17 protein-coding genes are annotated in these 17,461 nt (G+C 62.7%); 7 read left to right on the top strand and 10 right to left on the bottom strand.

The features are described 5' to 3' along the window. Window positions 1-4: 4 nt before the first annotated feature. The 3 genes from hutX to AB7813_RS11960 form a co-directional block, all read right to left on the bottom strand. Entirely contained in the window at window positions 5-511 is a 507-nt protein-coding gene (gene hutX, locus AB7813_RS11950; protein ID WP_231079775.1) for a heme utilization cystosolic carrier protein HutX, read from the bottom strand. 47 nt (window positions 512-558) lie between these two features. Further along, window positions 559-897: an antibiotic biosynthesis monooxygenase family protein gene (locus AB7813_RS11955; protein ID WP_068735293.1), complete on the bottom strand. Its 339-nt coding sequence runs from the start codon at window positions 895-897 to the stop codon at window positions 559-561. Window positions 898-995: 98 nt separating this feature from the next. Beyond that, complete coding sequence (locus tag AB7813_RS11960) at window positions 996-3,377, bottom strand: TonB-dependent hemoglobin/transferrin/lactoferrin family receptor (RefSeq protein ID WP_439083003.1); 2,382 nt, start codon at window positions 3,375-3,377, stop codon at window positions 996-998. 255 nt (window positions 3,378-3,632) lie between these two features. Between AB7813_RS11960 and hemP the strand changes: the two genes are divergently transcribed. The 7 genes from hemP (at window position 3,633) to AB7813_RS11995 (ending at window position 10,040) form a co-directional block, all read left to right on the top strand. Further along, window positions 3,633-3,827, top strand: coding sequence for a hemin uptake protein HemP (hemP, locus tag AB7813_RS11965; RefSeq protein ID WP_068735289.1), 195 nt, complete (start codon window positions 3,633-3,635; stop codon window positions 3,825-3,827). Next, window positions 3,824-4,804 carry a heme/hemin ABC transporter substrate-binding protein gene (locus AB7813_RS11970; RefSeq protein ID WP_439062791.1) on the top strand — a complete coding sequence of 327 codons (981 nt, stop codon included), beginning with the start codon at window positions 3,824-3,826 and terminating at the stop codon, window positions 4,802-4,804. Before hemP ends, AB7813_RS11970 begins: the two co-directional genes overlap by 4 nt. Window position 4,805: 1 nt before the next feature. Then, window positions 4,806-5,903 (top strand): FecCD family ABC transporter permease, encoded by a 1,098-nt coding sequence (locus tag AB7813_RS11975; protein WP_093756741.1) that lies wholly within the window; start codon window positions 4,806-4,808, stop codon window positions 5,901-5,903. Window positions 5,904-5,908: 5 nt separating this feature from the next. Then, window positions 5,909-6,730 carry a heme ABC transporter ATP-binding protein gene (locus tag AB7813_RS11980; RefSeq protein ID WP_439062792.1) on the top strand — a complete coding sequence of 274 codons (822 nt, stop codon included), beginning with the start codon at window positions 5,909-5,911 and terminating at the stop codon, window positions 6,728-6,730. A 144-nt stretch (window positions 6,731-6,874) separates the two neighbouring features. Further along, window positions 6,875-7,240 (top strand): response regulator, encoded by a 366-nt coding sequence (locus AB7813_RS11985; protein WP_089265330.1) that lies wholly within the window; start codon window positions 6,875-6,877, stop codon window positions 7,238-7,240. Window positions 7,241-7,355: 115 nt separating this feature from the next. Next, the gene (locus AB7813_RS11990; protein ID WP_439062793.1) at window positions 7,356-8,645 is read left to right on the top strand and encodes an amidohydrolase family protein; all 1,290 of its coding nucleotides are present in this window, start codon (window positions 7,356-7,358) and stop codon (window positions 8,643-8,645) included. Window positions 8,646-8,681: 36 nt separating this feature from the next. After that, complete coding sequence (locus AB7813_RS11995) at window positions 8,682-10,040, top strand: FAD/NAD(P)-binding protein (protein ID WP_439062794.1); 1,359 nt, start codon at window positions 8,682-8,684, stop codon at window positions 10,038-10,040. Here AB7813_RS11995 and AB7813_RS12000 read toward each other — a convergent pair. Genes AB7813_RS12000 through AB7813_RS12030 form a run of 7 tightly spaced genes read right to left on the bottom strand, consistent with a single transcriptional unit; the run spans window position 10,037 to window position 17,418 of the window. Continuing rightward, window positions 10,037-10,810: an ABC transporter permease gene (locus AB7813_RS12000; RefSeq protein ID WP_439083002.1), complete on the bottom strand. Its 774-nt coding sequence runs from the start codon at window positions 10,808-10,810 to the stop codon at window positions 10,037-10,039. The genes AB7813_RS11995 and AB7813_RS12000 overlap by 4 nt on opposite strands. Continuing rightward, a complete protein-coding gene (locus AB7813_RS12005; RefSeq protein ID WP_439062796.1) occupies window positions 10,807-11,625 on the bottom strand; it encodes an ABC transporter ATP-binding protein in 819 nt (272 codons plus the stop codon). The genes AB7813_RS12000 and AB7813_RS12005 overlap by 4 nt, the downstream gene beginning before the upstream one ends. Window positions 11,626-11,659: 34 nt before the next feature. Continuing rightward, on the bottom strand, window positions 11,660-12,688 hold the full coding sequence (locus AB7813_RS12010; protein WP_439062797.1) for an ABC transporter substrate-binding protein: 1,029 nt from the start codon (window positions 12,686-12,688) through the stop codon (window positions 11,660-11,662). Between the two features lie 52 nt (window positions 12,689-12,740). Continuing rightward, complete coding sequence (locus AB7813_RS12015) at window positions 12,741-13,745, bottom strand: amidohydrolase family protein (RefSeq protein ID WP_439062798.1); 1,005 nt, start codon at window positions 13,743-13,745, stop codon at window positions 12,741-12,743. Between the two features lie 9 nt (window positions 13,746-13,754). Next, window positions 13,755-16,049 (bottom strand): xanthine dehydrogenase family protein molybdopterin-binding subunit, encoded by a 2,295-nt coding sequence (locus AB7813_RS12020; RefSeq protein ID WP_439083001.1) that lies wholly within the window; start codon window positions 16,047-16,049, stop codon window positions 13,755-13,757. Then, window positions 16,046-16,543, bottom strand: coding sequence for a (2Fe-2S)-binding protein (locus AB7813_RS12025; RefSeq protein ID WP_175368366.1), 498 nt, complete (start codon window positions 16,541-16,543; stop codon window positions 16,046-16,048). Before AB7813_RS12025 ends, AB7813_RS12020 begins: the two co-directional genes overlap by 4 nt. Further along, window positions 16,540-17,418: an FAD binding domain-containing protein gene (locus tag AB7813_RS12030; RefSeq protein WP_175368365.1), complete on the bottom strand. Its 879-nt coding sequence runs from the start codon at window positions 17,416-17,418 to the stop codon at window positions 16,540-16,542. The genes AB7813_RS12025 and AB7813_RS12030 overlap by 4 nt, the downstream gene beginning before the upstream one ends. Window positions 17,419-17,461 lie beyond the last annotated feature (43 nt).

Here is a 17,461-nt window from a genome sequence, read left to right on the forward strand (position 1 = left end):
GCGATCAGGCAGCGAGCTTTCCAGCCAGCGCGCGGAAACGCTCGAGCTGATCCTGCTTCAGCGCGCGGGTCTCGTCGCGGCCGACGAAGACCTTGAACATCACGCCACCATCGACATTGAGAAAAGCGACGAAAGCCGACGACTTGCCCATGAACGGGCGCTCGACGAAAGCCACGCCGCCGCAGCGCTCATGGCGCAGATGGCCATGCAGCCCCTTCGGCTGTGTCAGATTGTAGTAGCCATGACCGATGGCGCCCGGCGACAGCGGTGCAGTGGTCTCGAAGATGCCGTCCTCGGTGTGAACGATCAGCGTCACCTCGCCCCACTCGGCGATATCCGTCATCGCCGTGACGAACGCATCGGCGCCGCCACCGATGGTCACCATCCCCTCGGGCAGCGCTTCCAGCACGGCACGCGGCGTGACGCCCCGCTCGCGCGCAACAGTCTCGATCACGGCGCCGGGATTCTCCGCCATATAGGTCTTCAGCGCGGCGAGATCCGTATTCAGCATGAGATGGCTCCGTGATCGATCATTGGTGTGAGACGCAGTGCCTGCAATCAGGCCGCAGCGCTCTTGCGGCGCTCGGACTGGATCACTTCGAAACCCTCGAACTTGGGGTGACCGAGATAGAGGCTGGCGCCTTCCGACTTATTGTCCGCGCGGGCATGCGCCTTGCGGAACTGCTCGGACTTGGTCCAGCCCTCGAAGTCTGCCTTGCTGGCCCAGACCGTATGCGACGAATACAGCGTGTGATCCTCAGCCACCGGCCCCTTCAGCAGGCTGAACTCGATGAAGCCCGGCAATTCCGAGAGATAGGATTCGCGGGTCGCCCAGATGTTTTCGAAAGCGGCTTCGGATCCGGTTTTGACCTGAAAGCGGTTCATGGCGATGAACATGGATGTCTTTCCTTTCGTGACGTCGAGAACCTATCATAACCGAAATCGCGCCCGGACATGAGCGCGATTCCTTGGAGGCTGGTGGATGCAGATGGCGATTATGCGCCGCCGAAATGCACCTTGATGCCACCCTTGTAAACGATGCCCGGACCAGGGGCGGTCCACAACGCGTCGTTCTGCGTTGTGCCATCGCTGGTCGACCCGGGAATAGCATAGGGGCGGTAATACTGGTTCAGGATATTGTCGACCCCGAAATTCAAGGTGATGTCCTGCGTCGGTTGATAGGCGACGTAGAGATTGACGAGATCGTAGGAGGTCGATGGCACGTATCCGGCCGGAAGGTCGGTATTGGCCGCGACCGAAGCCCACTGAGCCGAGATTGTCAGCTTGCGATCGAGCAGGCGGACGCCACCGGTGGTCGTGACCTTGCGCGGCTGGATTGTCGCCAGACCAACATTGGTCTGGGTGTTCTTGCCGCTTTGAACCGTCGCGCCGACGCCCAGGAACCAAAGGCCCGCGTCATAGGCCGTCTCGGCCTCGAAGCCTTCGATCTTCGCATTGGCAATGTTTTGGTACTGATAGAAGTTGCTGTTGAGGATGGTGCCAGGACGCCCCATGAATACATAGTTGACGAGAACTGGCGTAGAGGCGACGAGGTCGATGTAGTCATCAACGTCGTTGCGGAAGAAGTTAAACTTGGCGCGGAAACTGTCGCCAGACGTAAAGACGTCGTTGTATTTCAGATTGATGCCGACTTCCTTGTTCTTGCCGACTTCTGCCCGGAGGTTCGGGTTCGGCAAGAAGCAGAACAGGCCAGCGGTACCATCAGCACAGGTGACGAAAGTCGGTCCGCCGCCGGAAGCGTGGCCACCTGCAATGAGCGTTTCACTGATGGATGGTGCACGATAACCCTCCGCATAGCTCACATAGGGCGTAAAGCCCGCTACCGGCGTCACGCCGAGTGTGATCTTGGGCGACAGGCGGTCACCGCTGGATGAAACATTGTTAACACCCACGGCTGTCCCGCTTGAATTGAGCTCATAGTGGTCATAACGCAGCGCGCCTATGACTTCGAGCCAACTCGAATAGTTGGTCTTTAGCTGGACGAAGCCGCCGGAGACTGTGCGCTCGCCGCTCGGCGTGGTGATGTTGGAGTTTCCGCGCGAGTCGAATGTTTTCACCTTGTCGTTGAAGACGTCGAAGCCATAGGTCACAGCATTGCGCCACTCACCGATATTGAAGCGAGACGTGTTGTTGACGTCGACGCCGAACGTATCCAGCAAGTAGCCGCGCTGATCGCCAACGCAACCAGAAATGTTGTTACCGGCACTACCAGCACCGCAGAGCGCGGTGCCGGCCGTCGAATAGTGGTAGGTCTTGGTCTGGTCGTTGTCGACGCGATTGCCGTAAAGCGAGACATTGAAATCGAACAGCATGTCCTCCGGACGCGCGTATTTCCACGTCACCGTACCGGTATAGTTCTTTGCATTGGAGGCATAGACGGACGAGCCCTGATTCAGAGCGATCAAGGCCGGCGTTGTAGTTGGACCACGATTCAACTGACCAATCGTGTAGCTGTAGTCCTGGAACAGGCCGCCGAACTTCACCTCATGGCCGTCGGCCGGGCGAACCGTAACTTTCATCAGGCCCGCAGCGATGTCGTTGCCTGTATTGCCGATCTCGGTACCGGCGCCATCCTTGTAGTTGCCCTGGGTGCGATAGACCGCACCGCCGAACACATCGACCGTCGGATCGACACGCACGCCGCCGAACACGGAGCCGAGACCGCGACTGTTGTTGGAGCCGTAGGTGCCGCTCATATCCACGCCCCAGCGCTCGCCGGGTCGCAGGACGTCATTGATGTCCTTGGTGCGGAACGAGGCGACGCCGCCGATGGCACCAGAGCCGTAAATATTGGCAGTCGGGCCGCGGGTGATATCGATGCCGCCGATCAGCTCGGGATCGAGAAAGAACGAGCCATTCGCATTGTGACCGGAGCGCTGATAGTTCTGGCGAGCGCCGTCAACGACAACGGCGACACGTCCGAAATCCTGCAAGCCGCGGATATTGATCGCCGTGGACGGATCATCGCCACGATCCTGCATCCAGACACCGGGGACATTGTAGAAAAGCTGGCTCAGCCGGCTCGGCTGCTGCAGCTGGATCTGCTCCTGCGTCACGACGCTGACGGGCGCCAGCGCATCGATGGCGCGCTCCTGGGTCTTCGAAGCCGTCACCGTGATTTCATCGAGTGACTGGCCGCTGCGGCTGGCCTGCGCATTGGCGTTAGCCACCTGCGCTGGCACGGCCGCCGGCTTGGCGGCTGCACGCTTCTTCTTGGCGGGTTTCGGCTTTTGCGGCTGCACGTCGCCTGCCTGCACGGCGGCCTGTGCCAAGGCGGTCTCGGAGACCAACGCCCCCATTGATACGATCGACACACCCAACAACAAGGCGCGCGTAGTCATGCCCCCAAGAGCCATAGCCTAATCCCCAAACACAAATTTCAACGGATCGTGGCTGGCTGGCGCTGCACGAGGCAGTGAGCTTGCTGGCTCTCGAATGCGACTCGGGGACCCCTGCCACCAAGTTGCCATTTTCGATTACGGTTCATTAACGGGGGGGTCAAGCAATCCCCGCCCTGTTTATACTGATTATAGACTGCAGTGCTTGGCGATGAGGTGCGACAAAACCTATAACGATGACAGAGACTTTTACGGATGGGATAGATCGGCGCTATGGATACGGGTTCTCACGACGGCAGCGCTGCCGCTCACGCCAAATCCTCAGCCGGACGCAATGTGGTCATAAATGGCGACCGGATGGACAGCAAGGAACTGTTCGCGGATCAGCGTGAGTTGCTGATTACGCATGGCGACGAGACTTATCGCCTGCGCCTGACATTCCAGAATAAACTGATCCTCACCAAATGATCACCGGCCTCCCTGTTCGACGTCATCGCATCGCACATGCGCTGCAATGTGTAGTGCTTGCCAGCACGCTGGTACTGTCAGCCGCGGCCGCGGCGGAAGACGCCGTTGTGCGCGACGCACGCGGACGCGACGTCACCATCGGCCACCCGACCCGCATCGTCTCAATCGGCGGCGCGGTGACCGAAATCCTTTATGCCCTCGGCGCTGACGACCGTATCGTCGCCGTCGATACGACCAGCCTTTATCCGCCGAAGGCCATGGCCGACAAACCCAATGTCGGTTACATGCGGCAACTCTCTGCGGAAGGCGTATTGGGGCTGAATCCGCAACTGGTACTGGCGATTGCGGGCTCCGGCCCAAAGGAAACCATCGACGTCATCGACGCCGCCAAGATTCCGCTCATCATGGTGCCGGATACGTTCACCGAAGCCGGCATGGTGGAGAAGATCCGGCTGATCGCCAAGGTCGCGGGTGTCGAGGCACGCGGCGAATGTCTCGCCAACGCCGTGGCCGGCGATCTTGCCGCGCTGCGTGAATTGCGCGCCAAGGTGAAGACCCCGCCACGGGTGATGTTCGTGATGTCCTTCCTCGATGGCCGCGCCATGGTCGCAGGCCAGAAGACGGCAGCCAACGAGATCATCAAACTGGCCGGCGGTGTGAATGTCGCGGACAGCTTCGACGGCTACAAGATCATGAGCGATGAAGCCATCGCCGCAGCCAAGCCGGATACCATGCTCTCGATGGAGCGCGGCAAGGATACGCTGCAGGCCGACACCGTGTTTGCCAGCCCGGCATTCGCACTGACGCCGGCCGCGAAGACCAGGAGCCTGGTCGCCATGGATGGCCTCTATCTGCTCGGCTTCGGTCCGCGCACGGCCGCCGCCGCACGCGACCTCGCCGTCAAGCTCGACCCGGCGCTGTCGTCCGAGGCTGCAACGTTCAAGCCCGTCTCGCTCGCCGTCAACTGCCGCCAATAAGATGAGCGCTGCCGACGCCAAGCTGACTGCGTTTGTCAGAACGACCGGTCGGGTGCGTCGCCCTGCCACCGTTATCGTGTTGTGCGGCCTGCTCGCGGCACTGCTGCTGACGGTGCTGCTTGCCGCCACCGTGGGTGCCGCCGGTATCCCACTGTCCCGCCTGCCCGCAGCACTTGGCCTCGCGGCCGCCGATCCCGGCAATCAATTTGCCGCGCGCGATCAGCTGATCCTGTGGTCGATCCGGATTCCGCGCATTGCCATCGCCGCCATGATCGGCGGCATGCTGGGCGCCGCCGGCGCGATTATGCAGGGCCTGTTTCGCAATCCCCTCGCCGATCCGGCGCTGGTGGGCGTCTCCAGCGGCGGCGCATTTGCAGCAGCCGGCGCCATCGTCATCAGTGACAGCCGCTTTGCGCATTATGTGCTTTTTCTGCAGCCCTTCCTGCTGCCGCTGGCCGCCTTCATCGGCTCGCTGCTGACGACCATCATTCTGTACCGGATTTCCAGCCGCAGCGGGCGCACCTCCATCGCGCTGTTCCTGCTCGCCGGCATTGCCATCGCCGCGATCGCCAATGCGGGCATCGGCCTTCTGGTGTTCATCGCCGACGACCGGCAATTGCGCGACATCACGTTTTGGCTGCTCGGCTCGCTCAGCGGCGCCACCTGGAGCAAGGCGGCAACGATTGCACCTATGCTGGCGCTGGGCCTGATCGGGATGCTGTTCACCAGCCGCGGCCTCGACGTGCTGATCCTCGGTGAGTCCGAGGCCTTCCATTCCGGCGTCGATGTCGAGCGCCTCAAGCGCATCTGCATTGTGCTGGTGTCGGTCATGACCGGCGCGGCGGTGTCTGTCTGCGGCGTGATCGGCTTCGTCGGCATCGTCGTGCCACACCTGCTACGGCTGATGATTGGACCGGGTCATCGGTTGTTGCTGCCGGCATCCGTCGGTCTCGGCGCGAGCCTGCTGGTCGGCGCCGACACGCTCGCCCGCACCATCGTGGCGCCGGCCGAGATGCCCATCGGTATCCTGACCGCCGCCGTGGGCGCGCCGATCTTCCTGCTGATCCTGCTGCGCCAGCGCGGGCTGGTGGGGCTGTGACGCCGATGGCCGACGCGCCCATCCTCACAGCATCCGGCCTGTCGCTGACCATTGGCCAGGCCACGCTGCTCAATCATGTCGATCTCGCCATCACCAGCGGCGAGATGGTCGCCATCGTCGGCCCCAACGGCGCCGGCAAGTCGACACTGCTACGCTTGCTGTCGGCCGATCTGCGTGCGTCGCGCGGCGCCATCACGCTCAAAGGCCGCGACCTCCACGCCTGGTCGCCCGCCGAACTGGCGATGCGGCGCGCGATGCTGTCGCAACATGTCAGTGTGAGCTTTCCATTCACGGTCGAGGAAGTCGTGCAGATGGGTCGGGGCAACCTGCCGCTGGCTTCTGCGCAATCGCTCGTCAATGCGGCCATCGACGAAGTGGGCCTTGGCGACTTCCGTCATCGCGAATTGCCAACGCTCTCCGGCGGCGAGCAACAGCGCGCGCATTTCGCGCGCATCCTCGTGCAGCTCGCCTGCGGCGAAGCTGCCCATGGTCCAGGCATCCTGCTACTCGACGAGCCCACATCATCGCTCGATCTGCGTCACCAGATCGAACTCGTCGAAATTTCGCGGCAGCGCGCGCGCAACGGCACGGCCGTGATCGCAGTGCTGCACGATCTCAATCTCGCAGTTCGGTTTGCAGACCGCATCATCGTGATGCGCAACGGCGCCGTTGCAGCCGAAGGAACGCCTGCGGAAACGATCACCAGCGATGTCATTCGCCGCGTGTTCGATATCGACGTCGCCGTTGCACGAACGGACGATGGCGCGCCCTATCTGCTGCCGCAGATGATGCAACAGATTGCGAACTCGACTTCTATTACGGGTTGACTGCTATTTTATCAGGCGCATCTACATGCCTACTCATGCAGGTGCGCTCGCAACATTGTTGCTCACGGGAACTCACTTTTATCTGAACCCCTGATGAACTCACGCATTGCCCTCCTGTCGCAACCAAACCACGGAGGCTCCCCCATGGGTTATGCACACAGGTCGACAGCGCTGGTGGTCGAGAACGACGAAGCACAACGCACACTGGTCAGCCTGCTGCTCGAAGAGAGCGAGATGAACGTCATCGAATGCGAAAGCGCGGAGGCGGCCGTACTGGTGCTGGAAGAATCCGGCGACAATGTTGCGATGGTCTTCACCGACGTGGAACTCGCGGGCATGATGGACGGCATCGAGCTCGCTTATCTCGCCAAGCAACGATACCCCGATATGCATGTGATCGTGACCTCAGGTGCGCCTCGCGTGCGTCGGCTGCCCGACGGCACACTGTTCATGGCCAAGCCATGGAGCCCGATCGATCTGCTCCGCGCCGCACAACAATCGTTTCACTGATACAGGTCAAATCGGCCCGCGCGGACCGGCGGATGCCGCCCGCGTGGGACCGTCTTGCATTGCTGCAGCGCAACGGAGATAATTCGGCGATCACACCTGCAGCAGCAAGGGTTTCATGCCGTTCGACCTCCTCATTCGCAACGCCACGCTTCCCGACGGCCGCATGGGCCAGGATATCGCCATTGAATCGGGCCGTATCGTCGCGGTGCAGCCCAATCTGGCGGGAGAGGCCGGACGTGCGATCGATGCCGCCGGGCACCTGGTCTCGCCGCCATTCGTCGACATCCACTTTCACATGGATGCGACGCTATCGCTCGGCCTGCCGCGCCTGAATGTGTCGGGTACCCTGCTCGAGGGCATCGCGCTGTGGGGCGAATTGAAGCCACACCTCACTTATGAGGCCCTGATCGAACGCGCGCTGCGCTATTGCGACCTCGCGGTGGCACAGGGCCTGCTCGCGGTGCGTACCCATGTGGATATCTGCGACGACCGGCTGCTGGCTGTCGATGCGCTGCTCGACGTCAAGAAGCAGGTCGCGCCCTATCTCGATCTCGAACTGGTGGCGTTTCCGCAGGACGGCTATTTCCGCTCGCCCACGGCTGCGCAAAATCTTGCGCGCGCGCTCGACAAGGGGGTCAGCATCGTCGGCGGCATTCCACATTTCGAGCGCACCATGGCCGATGGCGCCGCATCGGTGAAGGCATTGTGCGAGATCGCCGCTGCGCGCGGACTGCGCGTCGACATGCATTGCGACGAAAGCGACGACCCGCTCTCGCGCCATATCGAGACCCTCGCCTATGAGACCCAGCGTCTCGGATTGCAGGACCGCGTCGCCGGCTCTCATCTGACGTCGATGCATTCGATGGACAATTACTATGTCTCGAAGCTGCTGCCGCTGATCGCGGAGGCCGGCGTCGCTGCGATCGCCAACCCGCTGATCAACATCGTGCTGCAGGGGCGCCACGACAGTTACCCCAAGCGCCGCGGCCAGACCCGCGTGCCCGAGATGCGGCCCTACGGTATTAACGTGGCCTTCGGCCAGGACTGCTGCATGGACCCGTGGTACTCGCTGGGCTCGGCGGACATGCTGGAAGTCGCGCATATGGGCCTGCATGTCGGGCAGATGACCAGCCGCGACGCGATGCGTTTCTGCTTCGACACCGTTACGACCAATCCAGCAAAGATCATGGGGCTCGACGGCTACGGCCTCGATGTCGGCTGCAATGGCGACCTCGTGCTGCTGCAGGCGCGCGATCCCATCGAGGCGATCCGGCTGAAGGCGACGCGGCTTGCGGTCGTGCGCCGCGGCAAGGTGATCGCCGAGACGCCCGCACGGATCGGCCGGCTCGCACTCGACAGCCGCCCGGCATCGGTCGATCCGGCCGCCTACGCGCCGCCGACCTGATATCTTCGACATCCTTTCCTCGCATCGTCCGGCAGCATGACATCAGCCTCCCCCCATTCTCTGCGCGTTGCCGTTATCGGCGGCGGCGTGGCCGGCGCATTCGCCGGCATCATTCTGGCCAGACTGCCGCAGATCGGGCCGATCACCGTGCTGGATCGCGATGGCGCCTTCGGGCGCGGGCTTGCCTATTCCGCGAAAGCCAAGTGGCACCGCATCAACGTCCCAGCCTCAAAGATGGGCGGACTCGGCGCCGACGATAACGGCTTCGTCGAATGGTTGACGGAGACGGGCCAGGCGGACTGGCCGGACTATTCAACCTCCTTCGTGCCTCGCCGGGTCTATGGCGACTACATCTCCACGAAGTTCAACGAATTGACGGGCAGCGGACGCGTAACGCCGCGGCAGGATGTGGCTCTGAGTGTGACGCGACAGGGCGATGGTTATCGCGTTGCGACGGCATCGGGTGCGATCATGGACGCCGATCTGGTGTTCCTCTGTCTTGGCAACCAGCCGCCGTCGCCATTTCCCGGCATCGAGGCATCGCCGCGCTCGATCACCAATGTCTGGGCGCCGGGCGCGCTCGATCCGATCGGCAACGACGATCGCGTGCTGGTCATCGGCACCGGCGCCACTGCCGTCGATATGGTGATCGATCTCGTTCATCGCGGCATGCGCGCGCCCATCACGATGGTCTCGCGGCGCGGGTTGCTGCCGCTGATCGACGTGCCGGCGCAGACCGATCCCGATCCGATGACATCGTTCCCGAATCCCACCGCACGGGGGCTTCTGGCGGCATTGCTCAGGGACACCCGCCGCAAGGTTGCCGCGGGCATTCCATGGCAGACGATGGTCGACACGTTTCGATTGTCCATCGGTGAAATCTACAGGAATGCCTCTGAGGCCGAACGTGCCCGCTTCGCGCGGCATCTGCGCGCGATCTGGATGGTGCATCGGCATCGGCTGGCGCCCGACGTCGCCGAACTGCTGGAGCAGTTGCAGCGAGACAAGCAGCTCGATGTGATCGCGGGTCGCATCACCAGTGCAGTTGCGACACCGTCGGGGCGTGACGTCACTATCCGCAAGCGCGGACACGGCGAGACGGTCAACCTCGCCACCAACTGGATCCTGAACTGTACCGGCCCCGAAGAGCGCTATGATCGCCTCGACGATCCGCTCATCAAGTCGCTGCTTGCGACCGGACAGGTACGGACCGGCTTCAACGGCCTCGGCCTCGATGTCGCCCCAACCTGCGAGCTGCGTGACAGCGCCGGTCATGTCCAACCCGGCTTTTATGCCATCGGCCCGGCGACACGCGGCGCGTTCTGGGAAGTGACTGCGGCATCCAATATTCGGCGGCAGTTGCTGGCCGTGAGCGAGCAGTTGAAGACGCTCTAGCCCTTCCGCCACGGCACGATGGCGCGCTCCAGCGCGTCGAAGCCGGCATTCATCACGAAGCCGATAATCGCAATGACAAACAGGCCGACATACATGGTCTGGACATCGAACAACTCCCACGCATTCCAGATCATGTAACCCAGCCCCTGTTTGGCGCCGACCATTTCGGCGATGGCGATCAGCACGAGGCCCATGCCCGCGCCGAGCTTGATGCCGGTCATGATCAGCGGCAATGCGCCGGGCAGCGCCACGGTGCGAAACATGTTGAAGCGGCTGGCGCCAAAATTGCGGCCGACATCGAGGAAGATCGGTGCGATCTGTCGCACGCCGGCCGCCGTATTGATGACCACCGGATAGAACACGCCGATCGCGACCATGGCGATCTTCGAGCTTTCACCGAGACCGAAGATCAAGAGGATCAGCGGCAGCAGGGAGCTCTTCGGAATTGGATAGGTCGCGGAGATCAGGGGATCGAAGGCCGCACGTATCGGCCGATAGAGGCCGATAGCGAGTCCGATCACGATGGCCGGCACGCAGCCGACGACAAAACCGGCAGCGAGGCGATAGAGGCTAGCTCCCACATGACGCCACAGTGCGCCGGAGGAAGCGAGTTCGAACAGATGCCCAATGATGTTAGAGGGCGCCGGAAAGAACCTGACATCCACGATGCCGGTGCGGGCGCAGATTTCCCATAGGCCCAGTAGCACCAGCGGCGAGAGGATGCTGATGGCGCGCTCGCTCCACAGTGCGCCGGTGCGGGCCGCGCTCATGCCTTGCTCCCCGGTTCGCGGCTGCGCGCGCGATCGACCTCTTCGCGCAGCTGCGCCCAGATGTCATAGACCAGTTCGCCGTAAGCCGGGGTATGCCGGAGCTCGACGACATTGCGCGGCCGCGGCAGATCCACTGGCACGATGGTCTTGATGCGGCCGGGGCCAGCCGTCATCACCATGATGCGGTCGCCCAGCGTCACAGCTTCATCGACACTATGGGTGATGAAGACCACGGTCTTGCGGGTCTCTTCCCAGATCCGCAGCAGCTCTTCATGCAGCAATGTCTTGTTCTGTTCGTCGAGCGCCGAAAACGGCTCGTCCATCAGCAGGATATCGGGATCGTTGGCAAAGGCGCGCGCGATGGAGACGCGCTGGCGCATGCCGCCGGACAGCTGATGCGGATAGAGCGTCCGCGCGCCATACATGCCGGTCTTGTTCAGATAGTGCCCGACCACGTCATCGATGCGCGCCTTCGGAACATTGCGCATCGTCAGGCCATAGGCCGCGTTGTCCCAGACGGTCATCCAGGGAAACAACGAGTCCCCCTGGAACACCATGGCGTTCTGCGGATGGCCGGGCTGCGGATTGGCGATGTCGATCCGGCCCTCCGATGGCGCATCCAGCCCGGCAAGCATGCGCAGCAAGGTCGTCTTGCCGCAGCCGCTCGGGCCGACCACCACGAAAAAGGTGCTGGTCGGGATATCGAGCGTGATCCGGTCCAGCGCCAGCCGTGCATCGTGACGCTTGGTGACGTCGCGCAGGCTGATCTTCGGCGCGGGCGCTGGCCCGCTGTCCCCGATTGCTGCTGTCGACATCTGCACCGTCATCGCCACACTTCTCTTCACCGTTTCACTTGGGCCGTGCGAACGGCCCCAGGACTGGCTTCAGTGCATCGACATAGGACATGTCGACGACCTTGGCGGCCTCGATGTCGCTGGTGACCAGCCCGCGCGACTTGAAATAGGCAAGATCGGTCTCGACGCTGGGAAGATTGATCTGACCGTCGGGATCGATGAACACCGGCACGATCTGATGCAGCAGCGCCGTGTCCTTGATGCCCGTCATCTCGGCAATGTCCTTGATCATGTCCTCGGCGCCGGGACCCGCGATCTTGCCGTCCTTGAGGGTCGCGGCATAGGCGCGCACCCCGCGCAGATAGGCCTTGAGAAACGCCGTGACCGTCTTGCGGTCCTCGGCGAACTTGCCATTGATCAGCAGCATCGCCGTCTGTTGCACTGGATAGAAATCGTCGAGGCCGGTGAAGCGCACAGCGACATTGTTGCGCACCATCGCCGTCACGCCCGGCTCCGCCGAAATCGCCGCGTCGATCGCCTTGTTGGCGAAGGCGGTGAGATGCTGCGGGAACGGAAGGAAGACCTTTTCGATATCCTCGTCCTTCAAACCGGCCTTTTTCAGCGCCTGATTGATGACCGACTCATCGGCCGCGCCATTGGCGATGATCGCGACCTTCTTGCCCTTGAGATCCGCAAGCGACTTGAACGCGCCTGACTCGATCAGATCCTTGCGCACCATCAGCGCCTTGTAGCTATAGCCCGCGATATTGGTGCCCTTGTCCGCCACCATCTTCAGCTTGAGACCGCGATTGACGGCATTATAGAGCCCGGCGGAGGCCGCGCCTGCCGATGCGTCGAGATCGCCTGCGCCGAGCGGCGCAACCATCTTGGCGCCGGAGTCGAACGGGATCAGTTCAACCTTGATACCCTCTTCCTTGAAGTAGCCGCGCTTCTCGGCAAGGAACAGGCCGATATCCGACGACAGATTGGTCGTCCCCACCTTGACCGTCTTCATCTCCTGGGCGTTCGCAAGACCCAGCATCGACATCGCAACACCGGCGGCAACAAGCAGACGTTTCAGCATGATCGGTCCTCTTTATCTCGCATGAAGATGATACGGCAGAACGCACCGCAGCTCAGGGCAAGCGTGGAAACAGACGCCTCGGATTGGTTTCGGTAATCAGTTCGATATCGGCAGCGGAAAAGCCCGCAGCCTTGACGCTGGCGAGGGGATCGCGATCCGCCGGCGGGAAGGACTCGTCAGTACCGAGCGCCACACGTTCGATGCCCACGGTATCGGCGAGGAAACGCAACGCTTTCGGCGCATGCACGATGCTGTCATAGCCGATGCGCGATGCGTAGACCGACGGGTCGCATTGCGCGACATCGCCCTGTCCCGCGCGATCCATCCGCGCATGCATCACATCGAAACGACCCAGCAGATAAGGAAATGTGCCGCCGCCATGGCTGAGGACGATCGAGAGCGCCGGGAAGCGATCGAGCACACCCGAGAAGATGATCGAACCAATGCCGAGCGTGGTGTCGAATGTGTATTGCGCGATCTGCGTCAGGGCGAACTTCGCGGCGCGCGGCGCGGCATCCACCAGCACGGGATGCAGGATGACTGGCAGTCCCAACGCTTCCGCCTTGGCCCAGAACGAATCGAGCGGCCTCTCTCCGATATTGACGCCTTCGATATTGGCCGGGACCATCACCGCGACCGCCCCGAGATCCACGGCGCGATCGAGTTCAGCAGCAGCGTCGACAGCATCGACCAGCGGCACCGATGCGACAAAGGAAAAGCGGTCGTTGTTCGTATGGCACCACTCGCCCAGCGTATCGTTGAGCATGCGGTGCCAATGCGCGCAGGCATCTTTCGCCAGACCGTAGCCGTAGATATCCGGCCATGTGGCGACCAGTTGCCGGTCGAGACCCTGGCGGTCGAGGCTGGCACGGCGTTGTTCAACCGGCTCGACCAGTTGCGGGAAGAACGGCCGAACCCTGAAACCATAATCGAAGCCAAGGGCCGGCGGCTTGCCATTCCCGGCCGGCAGCAGCCTCACGCCGCAATAGGCGCCACGGCCATCGATGGCGGACAGCAGCTGCGGCGGCACATAATGGGCATGGATATCGATCGGCACAATCAGTCCCTATGCGGCATTGGTCGTGCGCTCGCGCGCATTCTTGATGAGGCGCCACAGACGCGGCGGCGTCAGCGGCAAGTGATGAATCTCGACATTGAGCGGCGCCAGCGCTGCTGCCACCGCATTGGCCGTCGCCGCGGCCACAGCAACGATACCGCCCTCGCCCGCGCCCTTGGCACCCAGCGGATTGCTCGGCGACGGCCGCAGCTCCAGCGTCACCGCGCGCAGCACCGGAAAGTCGCTCGCGGTCGGCACCAGATAATCGGCCAGAGAAGCGTTCAAGAGCTGTCCCTGATCGTCATAGATCAGATGATCGAGGAAAACGCCACCCAGTCCCTGCACGATGGCGCCGATCGCCTGTCCGTGCACGATGGCCGGATTGATGGCGCGACCGACATCTTCGACCGCGATGTAATCGAGAACTTTCACCGCGCCCGTGCGTGGATCGACAGTGACATGCGCCGCATGGGTGCCGTAGCTATAGGTGCGCACATCGTTGGCGAATGTGCCGTCTGCCCGCAATTGGCGCCCGGCTGCGAGCGCCGCAAACGACACCGACGCGCCGTTATCGGCGATGACGTTCGCACTAATGATCTTCAACTCGCTGTTCGGCCTGCCCAAGTGATTGGACGCCTGCTGCAGGATCTTCTCGCGGAGCCGGGTGGCGGCGTCGAGCACGGCCGAACCGCCCATCACCACCGCACGCGAATGATAGGTGCCAAAGCCCTCATCCAGCAGCGTGGTCGAGCCGTGCAGCACACGGATGCGGTCGAACGGGATCGACAGCGTATCCGATGCGATCTGGCCGAGCACCGTCTCCAATCCCTGCCCCAGCACGGACGATCCCACGGCAACCGTCAACGAGCCGTCCTTCTCAAGGGTGAGCTCGGCGTTCTCCTTCGGGCCGGCACCGCCGCTTTCGACGAAACAGCCGAGCCCGATGCCATGACGTACGCCATCGACCAATTTACCCTGCAGATGACGTTTCTCGTGCCAGCCTATCTCCTTCAAGGCACACTCGAAGACCTCGACATAGTCGCCGGTGTCGTAGGAGGTCGGCCCCTCATAGGGCACGAGCCCATCGATCGGATAAGGCAATTCCTGTTCGGTGATCAGGTTCTTGCGCCGGAATTCGGCGACGTCGATGCCGAGATCCATGGCGGCCATGTCGATCAGCCGCTCGCGAAAGAAATTCGCCTCGAAGCGGCCCGGCCCGCGATAGGTGCCGACCGGCGTCTTGCTGGTCATGAAAGCTTCGACAGAGACGCTGACATGGGGAATGCGGTAAGGGCCGGGCAGAAACTGCGCCGCCTTGGCCGGCACCACGCCGCCATTGGTGCGGATATAGGCGCCCATATCGGCGAATACCTGGCCGCGCAAACCCAGCATCATTCCGTCGCTGCGGCAGGCGAGCGACAATTCGCAAGCGATGTCGCGTGAGTGATTGATCGCCATCAGATGTTCGCGGCGATCCTCGATCCATTTGACCGGGCGTGCCACTTTGCGGGCAGCGAAGGGGATCAGGAAATCCTCGGGATAGAATTCGCCGCGCACGCCGAAGCCGCCACCGACATCGATCTCGATCAGATCGATATCATCCTCGCGAAGGCCCAGCATCTGCGCCAGCGCGCGGCGGTTATAGAACGTAACCTTTGTCGCGCCTGTGACGACGAGCCGACCGGCCGATGAATTCCATTCTGCGAGGAGGCCCCGCGTCTCCATGGGCAGCGCCGTATGGCGCTGCACGCTGAAGCGCTCGGTGCGCACATAGTCCGCCGACGCGAAGGCCGCATCGGCATCGCCAAACCCGGCATCGTAGCGCAGCGCAACGTTATCTTCGGCGAAGTCGAACAGCGGGGTTTCACTTGCGCCGCGCTCAGTGACTGCGGACAGCGCTTCAAATTCGATGCCGATCCTCTCCAGCGCATCCTCGGCCAGTGCGCGGCTGTCGGCGATCACGACAGCGATGGGCTCACCGACATAGCGCACCTTGTCGCTTGCGATGACGGGCTGGCGGAATGGCTCGAATTCGGGCAGCGGCGCCAGGCGCAGCGGGATGATGGGGATGGTGTCGCTGATGTCGCGAGCCGTGATCACGGCATGAATGCCCGGCATCGCTAGTGCCGCCGATGCATCGATGGCGACAATCCGCGCATGCGCGATCGGGCTGCGCAGGATCGCCGCATGCAGCATGCCCTCGACGGCGAGATCGTCAGCGAAATTGCCGGATCCCGACAGGAAGCGCGCATCCTCCATGCGCTCGACTGCGCTACCGACCAGGAGCTTGGCGACATCGCTCATTGCGCCGCCTCGCATTGCACGTCGCGATAGGCAATACGGGCTTCCATGATCGCCGCGATGATCGGCAGATAACCGGTGCAGCGACATAGGTTTCCGGAAATCACCTCGCGGATGCGGTCCTCGTCCGCATGCGGCTCTTCGGTCAGCAATGCATGCGCCGTCGTGAGAATACCGGCAGTGCAGAAGCCGCACTGCAAAGCGTGATGCTTGCGGAACGCAAGCTGCAACGCACTGAGATGTGCGGCGCTGCCAAGACCCTCGACGGTGGTTATCTCGCGTCCTTCTGCCTGCGCCGCCAGCACCAGGCAGCCGCGCACTGCGGCGCCATCGACGATGACCGTGCAGGCACCGCAGACACCGTGCTCGCAACCCAGATGCGTGCCGGTCAGGCGGAGCTCGTTGCGCAGCGCATCCGCCAGCGTGGTGCGAGGTTCGACTGTGACGGTCGCCGCGGCACCGTTGACGGTGAAATGGACGGGACGGGCCGACGTCATGCGGCCTCCGGCAGAGTGATATTGGCTGCGCGCGCCAGCGCCCGCTCCAGCAACACGCCGAGAAGATCGCGGCGATAGGCGGCTTCCGCGTGGATATCATCGGCGGGATCGACCGCATCCCGTGCGACAGCCGCGGCCTGCAAAATCACGTCGGCATCGATCCGACGACCATCGAGGATGGCCTCGACACCGGGCAGCCGCATCGGACGATCGGCAACGCCGATCACCCCGATATGCGCATTATGCGCCAGGCCCTGCGCGTCGATGTCGTAGAATGCGGCAACACCCGCCAGCGCAAAATCTCCGCGGCGGCGTGCGAGTTCCTCGAAGGCCCAGCGCCGCGCCTTCTTCCAGAGCGGCAGACGTATGCTGGTCAAGATTTCGTCGGCCCCCAGAACCGTGCTGAGGCCGCCGGTGAGGAACTCGTTTGCGCTCAAGATGCGGGTCCCGGTCGATCCGACGATCGTCAGCATCGCATCGCAGGTCACCGCAATGCCCGGCATTTCGGCGGCCGGATCGGCATGGGCCATGCTCCCGCCGACGGTGCCGCGGTTACGGACCTGGTAATGCGCGACATGGGCGATGGCCGCCGCCAGTAGCGGATGCGCCTGTGCGAGCTGCGCATCGCGCTCGATATCCCGCCAGGTCACGAGGGCCCCAATGTCGATGCCCTCAGCGGAAATACTGATACTTTTGAGATCTGGCAGCCGTCCGATATCGACCAGCACGCTTGGCGCCGCCAGCCGGAAAGCAAGCATCGGCATCAGGCTCTGCCCACCCGCGATCACCTTGGCATTGCCGCCATGAACCGCGAGCGCGGCGATCGCCTCGGGCAGCGTAGCAGGGCAAATATAGTCCAGCGGCGGAAGCTTCATGGGCTGATTTGCTACTTCTCAATTGCTGAGAACACTATCTTAT

The organism is Tardiphaga sp. 20_F10_N6_6 (genome assembly GCF_052076045.1).
Taxonomy (GTDB): domain Bacteria; phylum Pseudomonadota; class Alphaproteobacteria; order Rhizobiales; family Xanthobacteraceae; genus Tardiphaga; species Tardiphaga robiniae.

What these genes read in the sequence shown, in the direction of transcription:
- hutX (WP_231079775.1), bottom strand. Translation starts at nt 511, where the DNA reads ATGCTGAATACGGATCTCGCCGCGCTGAAGACCTATATGGCGGAGAAT.
- AB7813_RS11955 (WP_068735293.1), bottom strand. Translation starts at nt 897, where the DNA reads ATGTTCATCGCCATGAACCGCTTTCAGGTCAAAACCGGATCCGAAGCC.
- AB7813_RS11960 (WP_439083003.1), bottom strand. Translation starts at nt 3,377, where the DNA reads ATGGCTCTTGGGGGCATGACTACGCGCGCCTTGTTGTTGGGTGTGTCG.
- hemP (WP_068735289.1), top strand. Translation starts at nt 3,633, where the DNA reads ATGGATACGGGTTCTCACGACGGCAGCGCTGCCGCTCACGCCAAATCC.
- AB7813_RS11970 (WP_439062791.1), top strand. Translation starts at nt 3,824, where the DNA reads ATGATCACCGGCCTCCCTGTTCGACGTCATCGCATCGCACATGCGCTG.
- AB7813_RS11975 (WP_093756741.1), top strand. Translation starts at nt 4,806, where the DNA reads ATGAGCGCTGCCGACGCCAAGCTGACTGCGTTTGTCAGAACGACCGGT.
- AB7813_RS11980 (WP_439062792.1), top strand. Translation starts at nt 5,909, where the DNA reads ATGGCCGACGCGCCCATCCTCACAGCATCCGGCCTGTCGCTGACCATT.
- AB7813_RS11985 (WP_089265330.1), top strand. Translation starts at nt 6,875, where the DNA reads ATGGGTTATGCACACAGGTCGACAGCGCTGGTGGTCGAGAACGACGAA.
- AB7813_RS11990 (WP_439062793.1), top strand. Translation starts at nt 7,356, where the DNA reads ATGCCGTTCGACCTCCTCATTCGCAACGCCACGCTTCCCGACGGCCGC.
- AB7813_RS11995 (WP_439062794.1), top strand. Translation starts at nt 8,682, where the DNA reads ATGACATCAGCCTCCCCCCATTCTCTGCGCGTTGCCGTTATCGGCGGC.
- AB7813_RS12000 (WP_439083002.1), bottom strand. Translation starts at nt 10,810, where the DNA reads ATGAGCGCGGCCCGCACCGGCGCACTGTGGAGCGAGCGCGCCATCAGC.
- AB7813_RS12005 (WP_439062796.1), bottom strand. Translation starts at nt 11,625, where the DNA reads ATGTCGACAGCAGCAATCGGGGACAGCGGGCCAGCGCCCGCGCCGAAG.
- AB7813_RS12010 (WP_439062797.1), bottom strand. Translation starts at nt 12,688, where the DNA reads ATGCTGAAACGTCTGCTTGTTGCCGCCGGTGTTGCGATGTCGATGCTG.
- AB7813_RS12020 (WP_439083001.1), bottom strand. Translation starts at nt 16,049, where the DNA reads ATGAGCGATGTCGCCAAGCTCCTGGTCGGTAGCGCAGTCGAGCGCATG.
- AB7813_RS12025 (WP_175368366.1), bottom strand. Translation starts at nt 16,543, where the DNA reads ATGACGTCGGCCCGTCCCGTCCATTTCACCGTCAACGGTGCCGCGGCG.
- AB7813_RS12030 (WP_175368365.1), bottom strand. Translation starts at nt 17,418, where the DNA reads ATGAAGCTTCCGCCGCTGGACTATATTTGCCCTGCTACGCTGCCCGAG.